Below are 17,831 nucleotides of genomic sequence, written 5' to 3'. Positions count from 1 at the left end.
AAACATGCTGACCAAGCCTTCCACACGTCTTAACAAATATATTAGCGAGAGCGGCATCTGCTCTCGCCGCGACGCCGATCGTTATATCGAACAAGGCAACGTTTTTATCAATGGCAGGCGCGTTACGCTTGGCGATCAGGTATTCCCAGGGGACGTCGTCAAGGTCAACGGTCAGCTGATTGAGCCTCGTAACGAAGACAACCTGATCTTTATCGCGCTGAACAAGCCGGTCGGGATCGTCAGTACCACCGAAGAGGGCGAGAAAGACAATATCGTCGATTTCGTCAACCACAGCACCCGTATCTTCCCGATCGGACGCTTGGACAAAGACTCGCAGGGGCTGATCTTCCTCACCAATCACGGCGATCTGGTGAACAAGATCCTGCGTGCGGGCAACGACCATGAAAAAGAATACCGGGTGACGGTCAACAAACCGGTCACCGACGACTTTATCCGTGGTTTGGGTGCCGGCGTGCCAATGCTGGGTACGGTGACGAAAAAATGCAAAGTGAAGAAAGAAGCGCCCTTTGTGTTTCGCATCGTGCTGGTACAGGGGCTGAACCGTCAAATTCGCCGCATGTGCGAGCATTTCGGCTATGAGGTCACCAAGCTGGAACGCACTCGCATCATGAATGTGAGCATGGCAGGTTTGCCACCGGGTGAATGGCGTGATTTAACCGACGACGAACTGGTCGAACTGTTTAAGTCGATAGAGGGTTCCACTTCGGAGGCCAAACCGGCGAAGAAAGCCAAACCGGCAGTGAAAAAACCGGCCGGCGGCGGGGCGAAAAGCGCCGACAAACCCAGCAACAGCGCGCCTGCGCGCAAGCGCTTTGCTCAGCCGGGTCGTAAAAAGAAAGGACGCTGAGGCCCGGTAACATAAATACGGATCGGGGCGCATGTGCGCCCCGACTGCTTTACGCCCGCCTGGCTTCTCGCGTCATCCGCATCCGGCCAAACAGCACACAGCCCGCCAACAGCGTTACTAGCTGCGACACCATCAGCACCGCAAATCCTGAAGACACCTTGCCCTGGCTAGCCATTACCATGCCCATAATCATCGGCACAAACGCCGAGAACATATTGCCGATGCCGTTAATCAGTCCGTAGGCGCTGCCGACCGCCTGCGGCTGCGCATAATGTTGCAACAGGGTTGGGATCGCCGCCCCCTGAGCCCCCCAGCAGGCATTGGCCGCCAGCAGGAAGAAAGCAATCCAGCCGAGCTGATGACTGTGCATCACGCCATAGATACACAATGCAGTTGCCGCACCGCCAAAGGCGAAAATCAACGGTGCCTGATAGGGGCGAATGCGGTCAAGCAGCACGCCGCCGAGATATTTGGAGGCGATGCTGACGATAAACGGCAGCGAAGCCATCCAGCCCATCTGTTTGATGGAGAATCCTTTCTCGTCGGTCAGGTAAGCCGGCAGCCAGGAACTGGAGCCCCACAGGTAGCTCAGGGTCGCGATCTCGATCAGCATGATCCAACCCAGCATCGGGGTATGCCAGGCCAGGGCGAAGGTGTGCCAGACACGGCTCAGAACCGGCTGAGGATCGACGGCGCTCAGCGGTAACGAGCGCGGATGGATAAACAACCGCACCAGCGCTAGCCCCAGCAGCAGGTTGATCAGCGCCAGCAGGTAGAAAGAGACCGCCCAGCCGAAGTGCGCCATCAGGAAACTGACCAGTGGAAAGCCAATCACCAGGCCCAGAGAAACGCCCAATGTGCTGACGGCATTGGGTTTACCGCGCTCATCGGCGGCGAAGTGATCGCCGATGTACATGGTTTTCAATGAGAACAGCGGCCCTTCGCTGACGCCAAGCAGTGCGCGTACCGCAAACAGCAGCAATAACGACCCCGCCAGCGGTGAGGCGGCAGTCAGTAGCGCCCAGAGCACAATGCTGAGCGTCAGCGCGCGGCGATAGCCCATCAGGGTTTCCAGAAAGGGCGTCAGCAGCATGGCGGAAAGCCCGTAACCGAGTAAAAACACCGTCATCAGCATGCCCTGATGCGCACGGTTACCGTCGAGCTGAAAGTGTTGCAAGAAGTCGGGGTTGACCAGCATCACGGCAATATTGACCCGATCGGCATAGGCGATGACGATCAGAAACAGCAGGGCCACTACCCCGAACCAGCGTTGACGTTGTTGCACAATGCGCTCCATGTACGCTCCTTTGGCGGGCGAATAACGAATTTAGACAGCAGTAAACTAACCCGCTGATTTCACAGTGGTGAAAAGCAGGTTTGAGTCGTTTTTATGTAAATTTATTGTTATCAAAAAGGGTGTTTCAGACAGCGAGATAGCACTTTTACTCGCATTGCATTAGCCAGATCAACGTCTTTTTATCCATGAATTAGTGATAGAAAGCACAGATTTCATCAGTTTTTCATATCGGTGCATTTTTTCGTGATCCTTCCCGCATTTGTCATGTTTAAACAACTTTCCATTAACAATTGCCGCTTTGCTCTCTTGACGAAAGTTTCACCAGACTTATAGTGAGTGTATTAAATAAGAAACTGAGTTTCATATATGAAACAATCAGATAGAGGACAAAAGCAATGAGCTGGACGAAAGTGTGTGAAGTGTCTCAGGTGAAAGAAGATTTTCCTTTCTCCGCCAACGTGGAAGGGAAAGAGGTCGGGGTGTATCTGATCGACGGCAACTATTACGCGCTGGAAGACGTTTGCCCACATGCCTATGCCTTGCTCAGCCAGGGGTTTGTTGATGACGGCAAGGTCGAATGCCCGTTGCACGAAGCATTGTTCGACGTACGTACCGGCCAATGCCTGCGTGAGCCAGGCGGCCGCGATCTGCAAACCTATGCCACCCGGGTGATCGACAATCAAATCCAAATCACCTTTATTGCGGAGGAGTAATCATGCAGCACATCACCGATTTCAATCCCTGGCTGCCGGACACCCAACAGGTGATCCCGGCGCGCGAAGGCGGCAATGGCCAAATCCATCAGCCGGGCCAATTTCAGAACGTCATCTGGCAAACCCGCGCTCGCGTACCCGACGGTTTCGAGACCGCGTTGGTCACGGCGCTGGAAGAGATCTTCGATCAGGGTGCAGAAGAGCTGGAGCAGATCGTCAGCGCCCTGAATCAGCGTCGCCTGTTCGATCGCAATGGCCAGCCGTGGAATGAGACGGCGTTTCGCGAATTCCTTCACGTTAACGGTTTCTGAGCAGCATCCGGGAGAAGACAATGACAGCAAACACAACATCCTCCGCACAGACCTTACAGGACTATCTCGACCAGGGGCTGCGCGGCATGTGGTATCCGGTGCTGGCCAGTTGGGAAATCGGCAATAACCCGGTGGGCATTACGCGGCTGGAGCAACAGATTGTGGTGTGGCGCGACGGCGACGGCGCGATCCATGCGCTGGAAGACCGCTGCCCGCATCGCGGTGCGCGCCTTTCTATGGGCTGGAACCTGGGCGATCGCATCGCCTGCTGGTATCACGGCGTGGAAGTGGGTGGCGACGGTACGGTAAAAGACGTGCCGGCGGTCGATCGTTGTCCGCTGGTGGGGCAGAAATGCCTGCGCTCTTACCCAGCCAAAGAAGCCTACGGTGCGGTGTTCCTCTATTTCGGCGTGACGGCGGATGAAGAGCCGGCTGAATTGACCTTCCCGCCGGAGCTGGCGGACGAAGCGGCCTACAGCAACTTCCTGTGCACCGCCAGTTGGGACTGCAATTACCAGTACGCGCTGGAAAACGTGATGGATCCGATGCACGGCACCTACCTGCATTCGTCCTCGCACTCGATGGCGGAAGGGGATCGCAAGGCGGACATGGCGCTGGAGCCGACCGACAACGGTTTCATCTTTAAGAAGAATGGTCAGATCGGCGTTAACTTTGACTGGGTGGAGTTTGGCAGCAGCGGCGCCTACTGGATGCGTTTGTCGATCCCGTACAAAAAGCGCTTCGGGCCGGGTGGTCACTTCTGGATCATCGGCATGGTGGTGCCGGAAGATAAGGATCACTGCCGGGTGTTCTTCTGGCGTATCCGTAAGGTGAAAGACTGGCAGCGTGACATGTGGCGCTTTATGTATCGCAACCGCCTAGAGTCGCTGCACTGGGACGTACTGGAGCAGGATCGTATCGTGCTGGAAAATATGGCCCCGAACGCGCGTGGCCGCGAGTATCTGTATCAGCATGATGTGGGGCTGTCTCGCTTGCGCCGCATGATGCAAAAAGAAGCGCAGAAGCAGCTGGCGAAGCTCAGTGAGCTGGAGGCGGCGCAGTGAACGGCTTGCTGACGGGAAAACGCATTGTGGTGACCGGCGCGGCACGCGGGCTGGGGCGGAGTTTCGCCGCAGCCATCAGCGAGGCCGGTGCCAGAGTGGTGATGTGCGATATTCTGGCGGATGAACTGGCAGACAGCGCCGCGAACCTGCGCGAGCAGGGCGCACAGGTTGAAACGCAGGTGATCGATTTGGCCGAACCGGCGTCGATCAGCGCGGCATTCAACGCCATTGCCGAAGGCGGTGCGATCGACGGGTTGGTGAACAACGCGGCGCTGGCTACCGGCGTCGGTGGCAAAACCATGATGGAATACGATATCGATCTGTGGGATCGGGTGATGCAGGTCAACGTACGTGGTACCTGGCTGGTGAGTCAGGCAGCGGTACCCCTGTTGGCGCAAACCCCACATGCCAAGATCGTTAACGTGGCTTCGGATACCGCACTGTGGGGCGCACCGCGCCTGATGGCTTACGTGGCCAGCAAAGGAGCGATCATCTCCATGACCCGCTCAATGGCGCGTGAACTGGGTCCGCAGGGGATTTGCGTGAACGCAATCGCACCGGGACTGACGCGGGTAGAGGCCACCGAATACGTGCCCGCCGAGCGTCATCAACTGTACGAACAAGGGCGTGCATTGGCCGGGGCACAGCACCCTGACGACGTTAATGGCTCGGTGCTCTACCTGCTGTCGCCGTTGGCGAATTTCGTGACCGGCCAACTGTTGCCGGTTAACGGCGGCTTTGTTTTTAACTAATCAACCTTTAGCCAGGAGCAGCACATGGCGGACGATCAAGCGTGTAAATATCTGATCCCAGGACTGGATCGCGGGTTACAACTGTTGCTGGCGTTTGGCGAGCAGCATAAGGAAATGACTTTTGCCCAATTGCATCGCCTGGTCGACATGCCAAAGGCTACCGCCTATCGCGTGGTGCAAACTCTGGAGCATCTGGGTTTTCTGGAGCGCAACCCACGGACCAACACCTTTGCGCTGGGCATCAAAGTGCTGCGCCTCGGCTTTGAATATATCGCTTCTCTGGACGTTGCCCAGGCCGGTCAGCCGGTGATAGAGCAACTGCGCGATCGCAGCCAGTGCAGCAGTCATCTGGCGATCCGTGATGAGCGCGACGTGATCTACATCGCCCGCGTCAGCGCCGCCGGTTCGCAAATCAATCAGGTCAGCGTTGGCACCCGCCTGCCGGTGCACCAAACCTCACTGGGCCGCATGCTGCTGACCAGCGCTACCCGCGACGAATTCGACCAGCTCTATCCGCAGGAACAATTGCCGGGCAGCGGTCCGGGGACCCCGGCAGATCGTGAAGCGCTGTGGCAGATGGTGCAGCAGGATAAGGCGCGCGGCTATGTAATTGGCGAGTCGTTTTTCCGCCATGGCATCTCTTCGATCGTCTATCCAATCTTTAACCGCGAGCAGCGGGTCGAGGCCGTGGTCAGCATTATGGTGCCGTTCGATGAGATCCCAAAAGCAGATCGCGAACGGCTGCGCATGGAAGTGCGTGACGCCGCAGAGAAAATCTCCGGCTTTCTGGGCGCGCCGCCGCAGGCTAACGCCGGCTAACTGACAACCCCGTGTTTTCGTCGGGGTGCTGCAAGCTGCGTTCGCATTAATCGGGGCGACTGTATTCGTCCCCTACCAATGAATCAGGCAGGGATAAGGCTCATGGCAAACAGGGGCCGGGGTTTGTCATGCCTGAAAACCGCATTCAGCGAGAACGTGAGGCACAACAATGAGCGTAATCGGAATCGAAAAACTGGAATTTGGCGTCGAAGATCTGCCAACCTGCGAAAAATTCATGCAGGACTTCGGCCTGCAGGCGGCACAACAGCACTGGGGCGAACGTCAACGTGAATTCACCACCCTGAGTGGGGCGCGCGTGGTGCTGCATCCGTTGCAGAGCGAGACCTTGCCGGCGGCGTTTGAGGGCGGTTCGACTCTGCGCCGCATGACCTGGGGCGTGGGCAGCCCGGCGGAATTGGCCGCTTTGCAGCCGCTGTTGGCGCAGATGCCGGGCTTCCGTCAGGTGGGGGAAGAGCTGGAGTGTATCGATCCGAACGGTATGACGCTGCGCTTTAGCGTCAGCCAACAGCGCGAAGTCGATTTACCGGTATCGCCGATCAACCAATGGGGTGATGTGCGCCGCATCGATCAGCCCAGCCCGGTATATGCGCAGGCACAGCCGATCAATATTGGCCACGTGGTGTTCTTCGTCGAAGATCTGGCCGCCACCGAACGTTTCTACCGTGAGGTACTGGGCTTCCAGGTCTCGGATCGCTATATCGATCGGGCAGTGTTCCTGCGCACTCAGGCGCGCGGCGGGCATCACAACCTGTTCCTGCTGAAATTGCCGAATCGTCCACGTGGCCTGAATCACGTAGCTTTTACCGTGCGCGACATCCACGAGGTGATCGGCGGCGGTATCGCCATGAACAAAGAGAAGTGGAGCACCTTTATCGGCCCCGGTCGCCATCCGATTTCCTCAGCCTATTTCTGGTACGTCAACAGCCCGACTGGCGGCGCGTTTGAGTACTACACCAACGATGACTATCTGACTGAAAACTGGCAGCCGCGCGAGCTGGAACACTCGCTGGTGTCGTTCACCGAGTGGGCGGTGGAAGGGGGGATCGACCACGATACGCGCCGCCAGCAGAAAAAACCGGAGGCGCTATGAGCCAGCCAGAAGCGGCGGGGATCGTCATTATCGGCGGTGGCCAGGCCGGCGGTTGGGCGGCGAAAACGCTGCGCGATCGTGGCTATGCGGGCCGGCTGACGGTGATCAGCGACGAACCCTATGACTTTTATGAACGCCCGCCGCTTTCCAAGGCGGCGTTGCTGGACGGCGAAGCGCCGCTCAGCCGATTGTTCAGCGAACAGGTGGTCGCCGGGTTGAATCTCAACTGGTGCCGGCCGTTGCGTGCCGAATCCATTGATGCAAAAAAACAAATCGTCAGCCTCAGCGACGGTCGGCAGCTGCAGTTTGATCAACTGCTGATTGCCACCGGTGGCCGGCCGCGCCTGCCGGACGCCCGTTGGGCCAGTCACCCTCGGGTGATGACGCTGCGTTCCTGGGATGATGCGGCGAAGCTGCGTCAGGCGCTGCAAGGATGCCGTCGACTGGCGATCGTCGGTGGTGGCTGGATTGGGCTGGAGATTGCCGCTTCGGCGCGGCGCCTCGGTGCTGACGTGACGGTCTTTGAACGCCAGCCGGCGCTGTGCATGCGCAGTGTCGGCGCGGATGTCTCCCAAGCACTACTGGAATTGCATCAACAGCAGGGCGTGACCCTGCACTGCGGCTGCGGTGACATTCAGCTGGAAGATCGTGACGGTAGCGCCTGGATCGGCAGCGGCGTCAGCGATCCTCAGCCGTTTGACCTGGTGGTGGTGGGGATCGGCGTCGAGTTGAATCTGGAACTGGCGCGCAGTGCCGGGCTGAAGATTGACGTGGGGATCGTGGTTGACGGCCAGGGGCGCACCAGCCACCCGGCGATTTTCGCCGCCGGCGACGTGGCGCGTCACCCGACGCTGGGCCTGTGCCTGCAGTCCTGGGCCTATGCGCAGAATCAGGCGATCAGCACCGCTTGCGCGATGCTGGACGCCTTTGCCGCCCCTTACGATGACGTGGCCTGGCTGTGGTCGGATCAATACGATGCCAATATCCAGATCCTCGGCGTGCCGACCGGTGGCGTGCACCATGTGGTGCGGCGTACGCCGCAATCGCAGGTGTTCTTTACGTTAAATGCCGATCGTCAGTTGGTGCAAATGGTGGCGTTTAACGACGCTCGTACCATCAAGCTGGGCAAACGCTGGCTGGCCAGTGGGCGCGTGCTGGAACCGCAGCAGTTGGCGGATGCGGAGTTTTCTTTGATGGCGTTGAAATAACGCCCGTAACCTCGGGAGCGTTTCATGACTACGCAAGAGATTGACGCCCGCGCTGAACGGGTGGGGGATGCTGTTGCCGAAAATCCGCAGCAACGAGTGCGCTGGTCGGTGCCCATCGCGCTGTTTGCCTGCGTGCTGCTGGCGTTTTTCGACAAGATCAGCATCGCGGCGCTGTTTTCCGATACTGAATTCCAGCAGGCGCTGGGCATCAGTTTTGACCCGGCGCGGCTGGGGTTGCTGATGAGCGCGTTTTTGTTCTCCTACGGCATCTCTTCGATGTTGCTGAGCGGAATTGGCGACCGCTTGAACCCGGTCAAGGTGCTGATTGGCATGATGGTGGTGTGGGGCGTACTGATGGTGCTGATGGGCATGACGCGCTCTTATCACAGCATGATGACGCTGCGCATTTTGCTCGGCATTGCCGAAGGTCCGCTGCTGCCAATGGCCTACGCCATCATTCGCCAGGCCTTCCCGCAGCGCCTGCAGGCACGCGCCACCATGTTGTGGCTGCTGGGTACGCCATTGGGCGCCGCGCTCGGCTTCCCGGTTACGCTGTACATCCTTAACACCTTTGACTGGCAGACCACCTTCTTCTTTATGGCGTTCCTGACGCTGCCGGTGATGCTGCTGGTGCTGTTCGGCATGCGTCATCTCAACGTGTCACGCCCCGCGGCGGCTAGCGTTTCCAAACCGGCTATTGCCGAACGTAAACAGCATCGCCATGAGCTGCTGCGCAATCCGCATTTTTGGATGATCTGCCTGTTTAACATCGCCTTCCTGACCTACCTGTGGGGCATGAACGGCTGGCTACCGAGCTACCTGATCAAGGGCAAAGGTATTCATCTGGAGCACGCCGGTTATCTCTCATCGCTGCCGTTTATCGCCATGCTGCTGGGCGAAGTGGTCGGCGCCTGGCTGTCGGACAAACTGGATCGTCGCGCGCTGGCCTGTTTTGTCTCGCTGTGTGGCGCCGGGCTGGGGCTGGCCGTGGTGCTGCAGTTGCAGGGCACTTACAGCGTGATCGCCGCCATGGCTTTCAGCACCTTTATGTGGGGGGCCGGTGCGCCAAACATCTTTGCCCTGCTGGCGAAAGCCACCAGCAGCAAGGTCAGCGCCACCGCCGGCGGTATTTTTAACGGATTGGGCAATTTTGCCGGTGCGCTGGCACCGGTGCTGATGGGGGCGCTGATCGCCGCCACCGGCAACATGGATAACGGCTTGCTGTTCCTGGTGGTGATGGCCCTGATCGGCTGCATCATTCTGCTGCCGTTGCTGAAGAAGTATTGATTTAACCGTTTGATTCAACAGAGGAGTTACAACATGTCCCAGGTTGAGAAGCAAGCCGGCGTCAAGCCGCAGGATCAATCGATTGAGCATTGGGTGGAATCGCGTATCGCCCGCTTTGAAGGCCGTAAATATGACTGGAACGCGTTGAAGTTCCAGGCCGATTACGACCCGAAATACCGCCGTGCGCAGATGCGCTACATCGGTACCGGCGCCACCGGGGTAGCCAGCGACACCAATACCATTCCGGCAGGCAACTTCACCTTCTCCACCATGGTGCTGCCTTCGAAGTGCGAGGGCCCGTTGCACCTGCACGATGACGTGGAAGAGGTGTTCTTTATGCTGAAGGGCAGCATCACGCTGATGATCCAGGACGGTAGCGAATATTACGAAACCAAGCTGAAAGAGCGCGATCTGATCTCGGTGCCGGCCGGAGTCTACCGTGGGTTGTTCAACCACGGCGAAGAAGAGGCGTTGATGTGCGTGATGCTCGGTACCGCCAAACCGGAAACCCCGACCTACCCGGCGGATCACCCGTTATCCAAAGTGAAACGCAACTGATGAACGGCCTGGCGCAACGTCAGCAGGCGCGCTGCGGGGAGTTTACCCTGAGCTGGCGCGAGGTGGGTCACGGTCGCCCGGTGGTGTTGCTGCATGGCATCAGTTCCGGTTCGGCTTCGTGGATCAAGCAGTTCAATGACTCGGGGCTGGCCGACGGTCATCGCTTGCTGGCCTGGGACGCCCCAGGCTACGGCGGCAGCCTGCCGCTGACGATCAGCGAGCCGGATGCCGCCGCCTACGCCGCCGCGCTGGCGGCGCTGGTGGCGCACTTGCAGTTGGAGCAACCGCTGATCGTCGGCCACTCACTCGGTGCCTTGATCGGTAGCGCCTATGCTGCCGGTTATCCCGACGGATTATGTGGGCTGGTGCTGGCGGATCCGGCGCAGGGCTACGCCAACGCACCGCTGGAGAAACGCCAACAGGTTTATAGCCAGAGAAAACAGATGATTGAGCAGCTTGGGCCGCAGGGCTACGGCGAGCAGCGGGCGGCGGCGTTACTGCGTGAAGCTGCGGATCCTCAAGATATTGCCTGGGTACGCAACGGCATGCAGCAGCTGGATCCCGAGGGTTTTCTCAATGCCGCCTGGATGCTGGCCAACGACGATATCGGCCGCTATCTGGCGCAGTACCGCGGCCCGTTGCAGGTGTGGTGCGGTGACTGCGATCGGATCACGCCACCGGAAGCGGCGGCGGTGCTGGCGAAACAGCAGGACGCGGCACTGCGCCTGATTGAGGGGGCCGGGCATGCCAGCTATCTCGATGCGCCGGGGCAATTTAACCGCTATCTGCAGGATTTTACGGGAGCAATTCAACCATGAATTTTCAGCTTGAGAAACGGGTCGCGGTGGTCACCGGCGGTTCGTCGGGCATCGGTTTCGAAACCCTGCGTCTGCTGCTGGCGGAAGGCGCGAAGGTGGCATTTTGCGGCCGCAATCCGGACAAACTGGCCGGTGCCGAAGCCAGCCTGCGCCATGAGTTTCCGCAGGCGGAGATCCTGGCACTGTGCTGCGACGTGCTGGATGAGTCGCAGGTAACGCAGTTTGCCGCCCAGGTGACTGCACGTTTCGGCGGCGTAGATTTGTTGATCAACAACGCCGGCCAGGGGTTCGTCGCGCATTTTGATCAAACGCCGCGCACCGCCTGGCTGCATGAGGCGGAGCTAAAGCTGTTCGGCGTGATTAACCCGGTGCAGGCATTTTTGCCGGCGTTGGAGCGTTCGGATATCGCTTCCATCACCTGTGTTAATTCGCTGCTGGCCTTGCAGCCGGAAGAACACATGATCGCTACCTCGGCGGCGCGTGCGGCACTGCTCAACATGACGCTGACGCTGTCGAAAGAGCTGGTGGACAAGGGCATTCGCGTCAACTCGATCCTGTTGGGCATGGTGGAGTCCGGCCAGTGGCGCCGCCGCTTCGACGAGCGCAGCGATAAAGATCAAAGCTGGGAGCAGTGGACGGCGGCGATTGCCGAACGACGCGGCATCCCGATGAAACGCCTGGGGAAACCGCAGGAGCCGGCACGGGCGCTGCTGTTCCTGGCTTCGCCTCTGGCGTCCTTTACCACCGGGGCCGCGCTGGACGTCTCCGGCGGCTTTAACCGCCATCTTTAACCGCAGAGGCTGAAAAGATGAAGAAGATCATGATGATTGGTTACGGCGCAATGGCCACAGAGGTGCTGTCCCGCCTGCCGGACGGGGTGAGCGTTGGCTGGATTGTCGCGCGTGCGGCTCATCATGCGGCGATTGCCAACGCCTTTGGTGGCCAGGTGCAGGCGTTGACCCACCCCGACCACTGTGCTGAAAAGCCGGATCTGGTGCTGGAGTGCGCCAGCCAGCAGGCGGTGGCGGAGTTCGGTGAGGCGGTGGTCACGCGCGGTTGGCCTTTAGCGGTGATCTCTACCGGCGCATTAGCGGATGCCGCGTTGCAGCAGCGTTTGCAGCAAGCCTGTCGGCAGCATCGGGGCCAGGTGATCGTGCTGTCCGGTGCGGTGGCGGGCATGGACGGCTTGGCGTCGGCACGTGAGGGCGGTCTGGACAGCGTCACTTATCAGGCGTGTAAAAGTCCGGCCAGCTGGCGCGGCAGTATGGCAGAGCAATTGATTGATCTCGATGCGGTAAGCGAGGCGCAGGTGTTTTTCGAAGGCTCGGCGCGGGAGGCGGCGCGGTTATTCCCGGCGAACGCCAATGTGGCGGCGACCATTGCGCTCAACGGCCTGGGAATGGACGCCACCCGGGTGCGGTTGCTGGTCGATCCCGCGACCCGACGCAATACCCACCGGCTGCAGGTGTGCGGCAATTTCGGTGAGTTTCATATTGAGCTGAGCGGCAACCCGCTGGCAAGCAATCCCAAGACATCAACCCTGGCGGCGCTGAGCGCGGTACAAGCCTGCCGCCGTCTGATCGACGGTGGTTTTATTGCCTGAACGGCAGGAGCGAGTATGGAAAGGTTAAAGATTTTTGTGGCTGGGCGTTGGTGTGAAGGGCGTGGCGATGAAATGGCCTCGCAGTTCCCGGCCGACGGCAGCGTGAATGCGCGGCTGCGTGCCGCCAGTATTGAAGACGTCAATGATGCGGTAGCCGCGGCGGAACGCGCCTGGCGGGCCCCCGAGTGGCGTGGGCTGGTGCCGCATCAGCGAGCCAACATTCTGTACCGCGTCAGCAACCTGATTATGGCGCAACTGGAAGAGCTGGCGCAGCTGCAGACCCGCGACAACGGCAAACCCCTGGCGGAAACCCGTGGGCTGGTGGCCAGCGCGGCGGCGACGGCTCGCTACTTTGCCGCTGCCTGCGAGGTGCTGGAGGGCGAACTGCCGACCCAGCGCAGCGCGGAGATCATGACGTTGAGCCAGTATCAGCCGCTGGGCGTGATCGCGGCCATTACGCCGTGGAACTCGCCGATCGCCAGTGAGATGCAAAAGGTGGCCCCCGCACTGGCGGCGGGCAATGCGGTGATCCTCAAACCGGCCGAAGCGACACCGCTGATGGCGCTAAAACTGGCGGAACTGTTTGAGCAGGCAGGCCTGCCCGCCGGACTGCTTAGCGTGCTGCCGGGCAAAGGCTCGGTGATTGGCGAGGCGCTGGCGCGTCACCCGTTAGTGAAAAAGATTTCTTTTACCGGGGGGACCAATACCGGTCGCCATTTGGCGCATATCGCCGCCGAGAAGCTGATCCCCACCTCGCTGGAGCTGGGCGGCAAGTCGCCGACCATCGTGCTGGAGGACGCCGATTTGGAACAGGCGGCTCGCGGGATCTGCTACGGCATTTTCAGCTCCGCCGGCCAGGCCTGCATTGCCGGCTCGCGGCTGTTTGTGCACCGCTCGCTATACCAGCCGCTGCTGGCGCGCCTGAGCGAGCTGGCGGCCGGGCTGCGGGTCGGCAATCCGCTGACGCCGGGCGTGCACCTCGGCCCGCTGATTAACGACAAGCATCGCCAAAGCGTGGCGGATTATGTGGCGCTGGCGCAGCAAGAAGGCGGCCGGGTAGTGATAGGCGGCGAAGCGCCGGCCGATCCGCTGATGGCCGGCGGCAGCTATTACCTGCCAACGATTATCGAAGGGTTGAGTAACCGTGCCCGCGCTTGCCAGGAAGAGATTTTTGGCCCGGTACTGGTGGCACTGCCGTTCGATAACGAACAACAGTTGATCGAGCAAGCCAACGATTCGGTGTACGGGTTGGCCGCCGGGATCTGGAGCCGGGATTTCCCGCGGGCGATGGCGCTGGCGGAACAATTGGAAACCGGCACCGTGTGGATCAACACCTACAAAACATTCTCTATTTCTACGCCTTTCGGCGGTTTCAAAGAGAGCGGTCTGGGCCGCGAAAAGGGTCTGCACGGCATCAAGGCCTATATGCAGCAGAAAAGCCTTTACCTGGCGCTGAGCCATCAGGCGAACCGCTGGAGCGATTAGCTTTGATCGACGGTGCGTACCCCCTACAACGAACACAATAAGAAGGCAGATGATGAGCGATAAAATAACGGTTGGCGAGGCGATAGCCCGGACTCTGGAACAGTACGAGGTGTCGGCGATGTACGGCATCATTTCGATTCATAATCTGCCGATTGCCGATGCGGTAGGGCAACGTGGCAACATCCGTTTCGTACCGGCGCGTGGCGAAGCGGGCGCGGTCACCATGGCCGATGCCCACGGCCGTTTCTCCGGTCTGGGCGTAGCCTTGACCAGCACGGGCGCGGGGGCCGGCAATGCGGTCGGTGCCATGATCGAAGCGCTGAATGCCAACACGCCGTTGCTGCACATTACCGGCCAGGTGGAGAAGGCCTATCTGGATGCCGACGCCGGGTTCATTCATGAGACCCGCGATCAGCTGGGTTTCCTGCGCGCCTGCTCCAAACGCGCATATCGGGTCAACTCAGCGGAACAGGCGGTGGCCGTGATCCAGCGGGCTATCCTCGATGCGCAGACGGTGCCTTGTGGCCCGGTGGCGGTCGAGATCCCGATCGATATTCAAAGTAGCCTGATTTCCAGTTCGGTGCTGAGCCAGCCCGTGGCGCCTGCGCCGTTGCCGGCGGCCAGTGACGAGGCGGTTGAGCGCCTGTATCAGCGGGTGAAACAGGCCAAACGCCCATTGCTGTGGTTGGGTGGCGGTGCGCTGGCCTGCGCCGATGCGGTACGCAAACTGGCGGATGCCGGCATGGTGGTGATCTCCAGCACCCATGGGCGCGGTATCCTGCCTGATAGTCATCCGCGCAGCCTGCGTGCGTTCCACAACTCACCGAGCATTGAGGCGATCCTGACGCAGTGCGATTTGACGCTGGTGGCCGGTTCACGCTTGCGCAGCAATGAGACGCGTACCTGGACGTTGCCGCTGCCGCGCCCGCTGGTTCAAATTGATATCGATCCGGCGGCGGCCAACCGCAACTATCTGGCCGACGAGCAAATCAACGGTGACTGCGGCGCCTTGCTTAACGCGCTGGCTGCTCGTTTGAGCCCGGGTGAAAAAGTGAATGCCGAGTGGGATGCCGAGATAGCCACGGCGATACAGCAGGCGGAAAGTGCGCTGCGCCAGCAGTCGGGAGAGTATGCAAAATTGAACGACGCCATCGCCGCTGCGTTGCCGCAGGACGGTCTATTGGTACGTGATATCACCGTTTCCGGCAGCGTGTGGGGCAGCCGTTTGTTCCGCGCCATTTCGCCGCTTTGCAACATTCACTCGCTGGCCGGGGCGATTGGCATGGGCCTGCCAATGGCGATTGGCACGGCGATCGCCAACCCACAGCGCAAGGTGGTGGGGCTGGTCGGGGACGGGGGGCTGGCGTTAGGCTTGGGCGAACTGGCAACCATGGCGCAGGAGCAGGCCAATATAACCCTGCTGATCATGAACGACGGCGGCTACGGCGTGATGCGGGGCATTCAGGACAAGTATTTTGCCGGCCGTCAGTATTATAACGAACTGCACACTCCCGCATTTACCCAGGTTGCCGAGGCGATGGGGCTGAAGGCGTGGAAAGTGGACAGCGTGGCGCAGTTCAACGGGGTGCTGGCGGAAGCGATTAATTATCCGGGGCCGTCGGTGGTGGAAGTGGATATGAACAGCATCGGGCCGCTAACCTTCGCCGGGCCACCGCAAAAGACATTGTATTGATGAAATGAAAAACGCCCGGCATCTGCCGGGCGTTGTGTTTTACTTGCCTGCTGCGATGCGCTCGCGAATATGCTGTGCGCGTGCTTCGGAAGCGGGGTGATCGTCAAACATGCTGCTCTGACGGCCGGCCTCCATTTTAGCCAGTTTTTCAAAGCTGGTGACCAGGCCGTTCGGGTCGATGCCGCGTTGTTTCAGCAGATCGAACGAATAGTCATCGGCTTCGCTTTCCTGTTTTTGGGAGAACTGAGCGTTAACCAGCTTCTCGCCCATATCCGCCAACTGTGACTGCGACAGCGACCCTATGATGCCGCCGGTCGAGGCCGCTGCGGTACGCAATGCCACGGTGCCGTAAGCGACCTGCATTGCTTTGCGGGTATGGCCCAGCGCCACGTGGCCCATTTCGTGGCCCAGCACGCCTTCCACTTCATTGTCGGTCATCATGTCCATCAGCCCGCTGTAAACGCGGATACAGCCGTTGGCCATTGCCCAGGCATTCACGTCTTTTGTGACGTAGACCTTATAGTTGGCCGGCGTGCCGTTGATATTATCTCCCAGCGCCGCCGCGATTTTGTTCAGGCGTTTGGCATAGGTACTGTCGGCCGGCGCGATTTGTGCCTTGCTGTCCATCTCTGCGCAGGATTTATCACTCAGGATTTTTACGTCGTTATTGCTCAGCGTCGCGGCCTGGAACGCCTGCGCGCCAGACTGCATCAGGGTATCGGTGTTCAGGTTTTGACAGCCGCTTACCAAAGTGGCAATGCTTAATGCAATCAAAGAGGTACGGATCTTCATAAAGCCATTTTCCTGTGAGAGTAACAAGGGGGTCGTGTCATTTTAGTTTAGGGAAATCTTGCCGCTTGAGACTAGTGTACGCCGACAATCGGGAAAATAGTGTTATTCCGAAAAACCGACCAATTGTGCTAATAAGTTGTGAACTCGCTCTCATTTGGTATTAGGGATTGCCGTTTTAATGCGGAGTCTGAGAAAATAGAAAACTTGACTGATTTTTTAATCCGACCTGGAGTAAAACATGTCCTCTCGTAAAGAGCTTGCCAACGCCATCCGTGCACTCAGCATGGACGCCGTACAAAAAGCAAATTCCGGCCACCCGGGTGCACCTATGGGCATGGCGGACATCGCCGAAGTCCTGTGGCGTGACTACCTGAACCACAACCCGACCAACCCGCACTGGGCTGACCGTGACCGCTTCGTCCTCTCCAACGGCCATGGCTCCATGCTGATTTACAGCCTGTTGCACCTCACCGGCTACGACCTGCCGATGAGCGAGCTGGAAAACTTCCGCCAACTGCACTCCAAAACCCCGGGTCACCCGGAATACGGCTACACCCCTGGTGTGGAAACCACCACCGGCCCACTGGGCCAGGGCATCGCCAACGCCGTCGGCTTCGCCATTGCCGAACGGACCCTGGCCGCGCAGTTCAACCGCCCGGGCCATGACGTGGTCGACCACCACACCTACGCCTTTATGGGCGACGGCTGCATGATGGAAGGCATCTCTCACGAAGTCTGTTCCCTGGCCGGTACCCTCAAGCTCGGCAAACTGACCGCGTTCTACGATGACAACGGCATCTCCATCGACGGTCACGTGGAAGGCTGGTTCACCGACAACACCGCCGAGCGCTTTGAAGCCTATGGCTGGCACGTGGTGCGTCACGTGGACGGCCACAACCCGGATGCCATCAAGGCCGCGATTGAAGAAGCCCGCAAGGTCACCGACAAGCCGTCTCTGCTGATGTGCAAAACCGTGATTGGCTTCGGCTCCCCGAACAAGGCCGGTACCCACGACGTGCACGGTGCTGCGCTGGGCGCCGCCGAAGTGGCCGCCACCCGCGAAGCCCTGGGCTGGAAATACGCCGCCTTCGAAATCCCGCAGGACATCTATGCCCAGTGGGATGCCAAAGAAGCCGGCAAGGCGAAAGAAGCGGCCTGGAACGACAAGTTCGCCGCCTACGCCAAGGCCTTCCCGGAACTGGCGGCCGAGTTCAAACGCCGCATGAACGGCGAACTGCCGGCCAACTGGAAAGCCGACGCCAAAGCCTTCGTCGAGCAGCTGCAGGCCAACCCGGCCAACATCGCCAGCCGCAAGGCCTCGCAGAACGCGCTGGAAGCCTTCGGCAAGGTGCTGCCTGAGTTCCTCGGCGGCTCCGCTGACCTGGCGCCAAGCAACCTGACCATGTGGTCCGGCTCGAAAGCGCTGAACGTTGACCCGGCGGGTAACTACAT

The 17,831-nt window shown here is 59.7% G+C and carries 18 protein-coding genes; 16 read left to right on the top strand and 2 right to left on the bottom strand.

Annotated elements, in window-relative coordinates:
* Positions 1–4 precede the first annotated feature (4 nt).
* Positions 5–868 (top strand): 23S rRNA pseudouridine(2604) synthase RluF, encoded by an 864-nt coding sequence (gene rluF / locus AC1RKC_RS10095; protein ID WP_434680965.1) that lies wholly within the window; start codon positions 5–7, stop codon positions 866–868.
* A 49-nt stretch (positions 869–917) separates the two neighbouring features.
* Here rluF and AC1RKC_RS10090 read toward each other — a convergent pair whose 3' ends face one another.
* Positions 918–2,165 (bottom strand): MFS transporter, encoded by a 1,248-nt coding sequence (locus AC1RKC_RS10090; protein WP_046372669.1) that lies wholly within the window; start codon positions 2,163–2,165, stop codon positions 918–920.
* A 395-nt stretch (positions 2,166–2,560) separates the two neighbouring features.
* On the opposite strand from AC1RKC_RS10090, the gene AC1RKC_RS10085 reads away from it, so the two are divergent.
* The 14 genes from AC1RKC_RS10085 to AC1RKC_RS10020 all read left to right on the top strand — a co-directional run bounded on the left by AC1RKC_RS10085 (position 2,561) and on the right by AC1RKC_RS10020 (position 15,587).
* Positions 2,561–2,878, top strand: a complete 318-nt coding sequence (locus tag AC1RKC_RS10085) for a non-heme iron oxygenase ferredoxin subunit (RefSeq protein WP_020828548.1) — start codon at positions 2,561–2,563, stop codon at positions 2,876–2,878.
* Positions 2,879–2,880: 2 nt separating this feature from the next.
* On the top strand, positions 2,881–3,189 hold the full coding sequence (locus tag AC1RKC_RS10080; protein ID WP_044553351.1) for a recombinase-like helix-turn-helix domain-containing protein: 309 nt from the start codon (positions 2,881–2,883) through the stop codon (positions 3,187–3,189).
* 20 nt (positions 3,190–3,209) lie between these two features.
* Complete coding sequence (locus tag AC1RKC_RS10075; protein WP_041414935.1) at positions 3,210–4,253, top strand: Rieske 2Fe-2S domain-containing protein; 1,044 nt, start codon at positions 3,210–3,212, stop codon at positions 4,251–4,253.
* Positions 4,250–5,005: an SDR family oxidoreductase gene (locus AC1RKC_RS10070; RefSeq protein WP_020828545.1), complete on the top strand. Its 756-nt coding sequence runs from the start codon at positions 4,250–4,252 to the stop codon at positions 5,003–5,005. The genes AC1RKC_RS10075 and AC1RKC_RS10070 overlap by 4 nt, the downstream gene beginning before the upstream one ends.
* Positions 5,006–5,029: 24 nt before the next feature.
* The gene (locus AC1RKC_RS10065; RefSeq protein WP_115058057.1) at positions 5,030–5,824 is read left to right on the top strand and encodes an IclR family transcriptional regulator; all 795 of its coding nucleotides are present in this window, start codon (positions 5,030–5,032) and stop codon (positions 5,822–5,824) included.
* A gap of 169 nt (positions 5,825–5,993) precedes the next feature.
* A complete protein-coding gene (locus AC1RKC_RS10060) occupies positions 5,994–6,935 on the top strand; it encodes a VOC family protein (RefSeq protein ID WP_115058058.1) in 942 nt (313 codons plus the stop codon).
* The gene (locus AC1RKC_RS10055; RefSeq protein ID WP_129941510.1) at positions 6,932–8,143 is read left to right on the top strand and encodes an NAD(P)/FAD-dependent oxidoreductase; all 1,212 of its coding nucleotides are present in this window, start codon (positions 6,932–6,934) and stop codon (positions 8,141–8,143) included. Before AC1RKC_RS10060 ends, AC1RKC_RS10055 begins: the two co-directional genes overlap by 4 nt.
* A gap of 24 nt (positions 8,144–8,167) precedes the next feature.
* The gene (locus AC1RKC_RS10050; protein ID WP_046372673.1) at positions 8,168–9,430 is read left to right on the top strand and encodes an MFS transporter; all 1,263 of its coding nucleotides are present in this window, start codon (positions 8,168–8,170) and stop codon (positions 9,428–9,430) included.
* Between the two features lie 33 nt (positions 9,431–9,463).
* Positions 9,464–9,988 (top strand): cupin domain-containing protein, encoded by a 525-nt coding sequence (locus AC1RKC_RS10045; protein WP_020828540.1) that lies wholly within the window; start codon positions 9,464–9,466, stop codon positions 9,986–9,988.
* Complete coding sequence (locus AC1RKC_RS10040) at positions 9,988–10,806, top strand: alpha/beta fold hydrolase (RefSeq protein WP_493092444.1); 819 nt, start codon at positions 9,988–9,990, stop codon at positions 10,804–10,806. The genes AC1RKC_RS10045 and AC1RKC_RS10040 overlap by 1 nt, the downstream gene beginning before the upstream one ends.
* On the top strand, positions 10,803–11,597 hold the full coding sequence (locus tag AC1RKC_RS10035) for an SDR family oxidoreductase (protein WP_020828538.1): 795 nt from the start codon (positions 10,803–10,805) through the stop codon (positions 11,595–11,597). The genes AC1RKC_RS10040 and AC1RKC_RS10035 overlap by 4 nt, the downstream gene beginning before the upstream one ends.
* A 17-nt stretch (positions 11,598–11,614) precedes the next feature.
* Positions 11,615–12,409, top strand: coding sequence for an aspartate dehydrogenase (locus tag AC1RKC_RS10030; protein ID WP_115058061.1), 795 nt, complete (start codon positions 11,615–11,617; stop codon positions 12,407–12,409).
* 15 nt (positions 12,410–12,424) lie between these two features.
* Positions 12,425–13,894, top strand: coding sequence for an aldehyde dehydrogenase (locus tag AC1RKC_RS10025; RefSeq protein ID WP_261136168.1), 1,470 nt, complete (start codon positions 12,425–12,427; stop codon positions 13,892–13,894).
* 52 nt (positions 13,895–13,946) lie between these two features.
* Positions 13,947–15,587: a thiamine pyrophosphate-binding protein gene (locus tag AC1RKC_RS10020; RefSeq protein ID WP_261136170.1), complete on the top strand. Its 1,641-nt coding sequence runs from the start codon at positions 13,947–13,949 to the stop codon at positions 15,585–15,587.
* A 39-nt stretch (positions 15,588–15,626) separates the two neighbouring features.
* Here AC1RKC_RS10020 and loiP read toward each other — a convergent pair whose 3' ends face one another.
* Positions 15,627–16,379 carry a metalloprotease LoiP gene (gene loiP, locus AC1RKC_RS10015; RefSeq protein WP_020828534.1) on the bottom strand — a complete coding sequence of 251 codons (753 nt, stop codon included), beginning with the start codon at positions 16,377–16,379 and terminating at the stop codon, positions 15,627–15,629.
* 238 nt (positions 16,380–16,617) lie between these two features.
* Here loiP and AC1RKC_RS10010 point away from each other — a divergent pair.
* The coding region (locus tag AC1RKC_RS10010; protein WP_490650053.1) for a transketolase family protein at positions 16,618–17,831 on the top strand (1,214 nt) is incomplete at its 3' end.

Source organism: Serratia sp. GW822-FHT06E05, from assembly GCF_058799445.1.
Note: the sequence above shows the minus strand (reverse complement) of the source record. Positions and strands in the feature narration are given on the sequence as shown.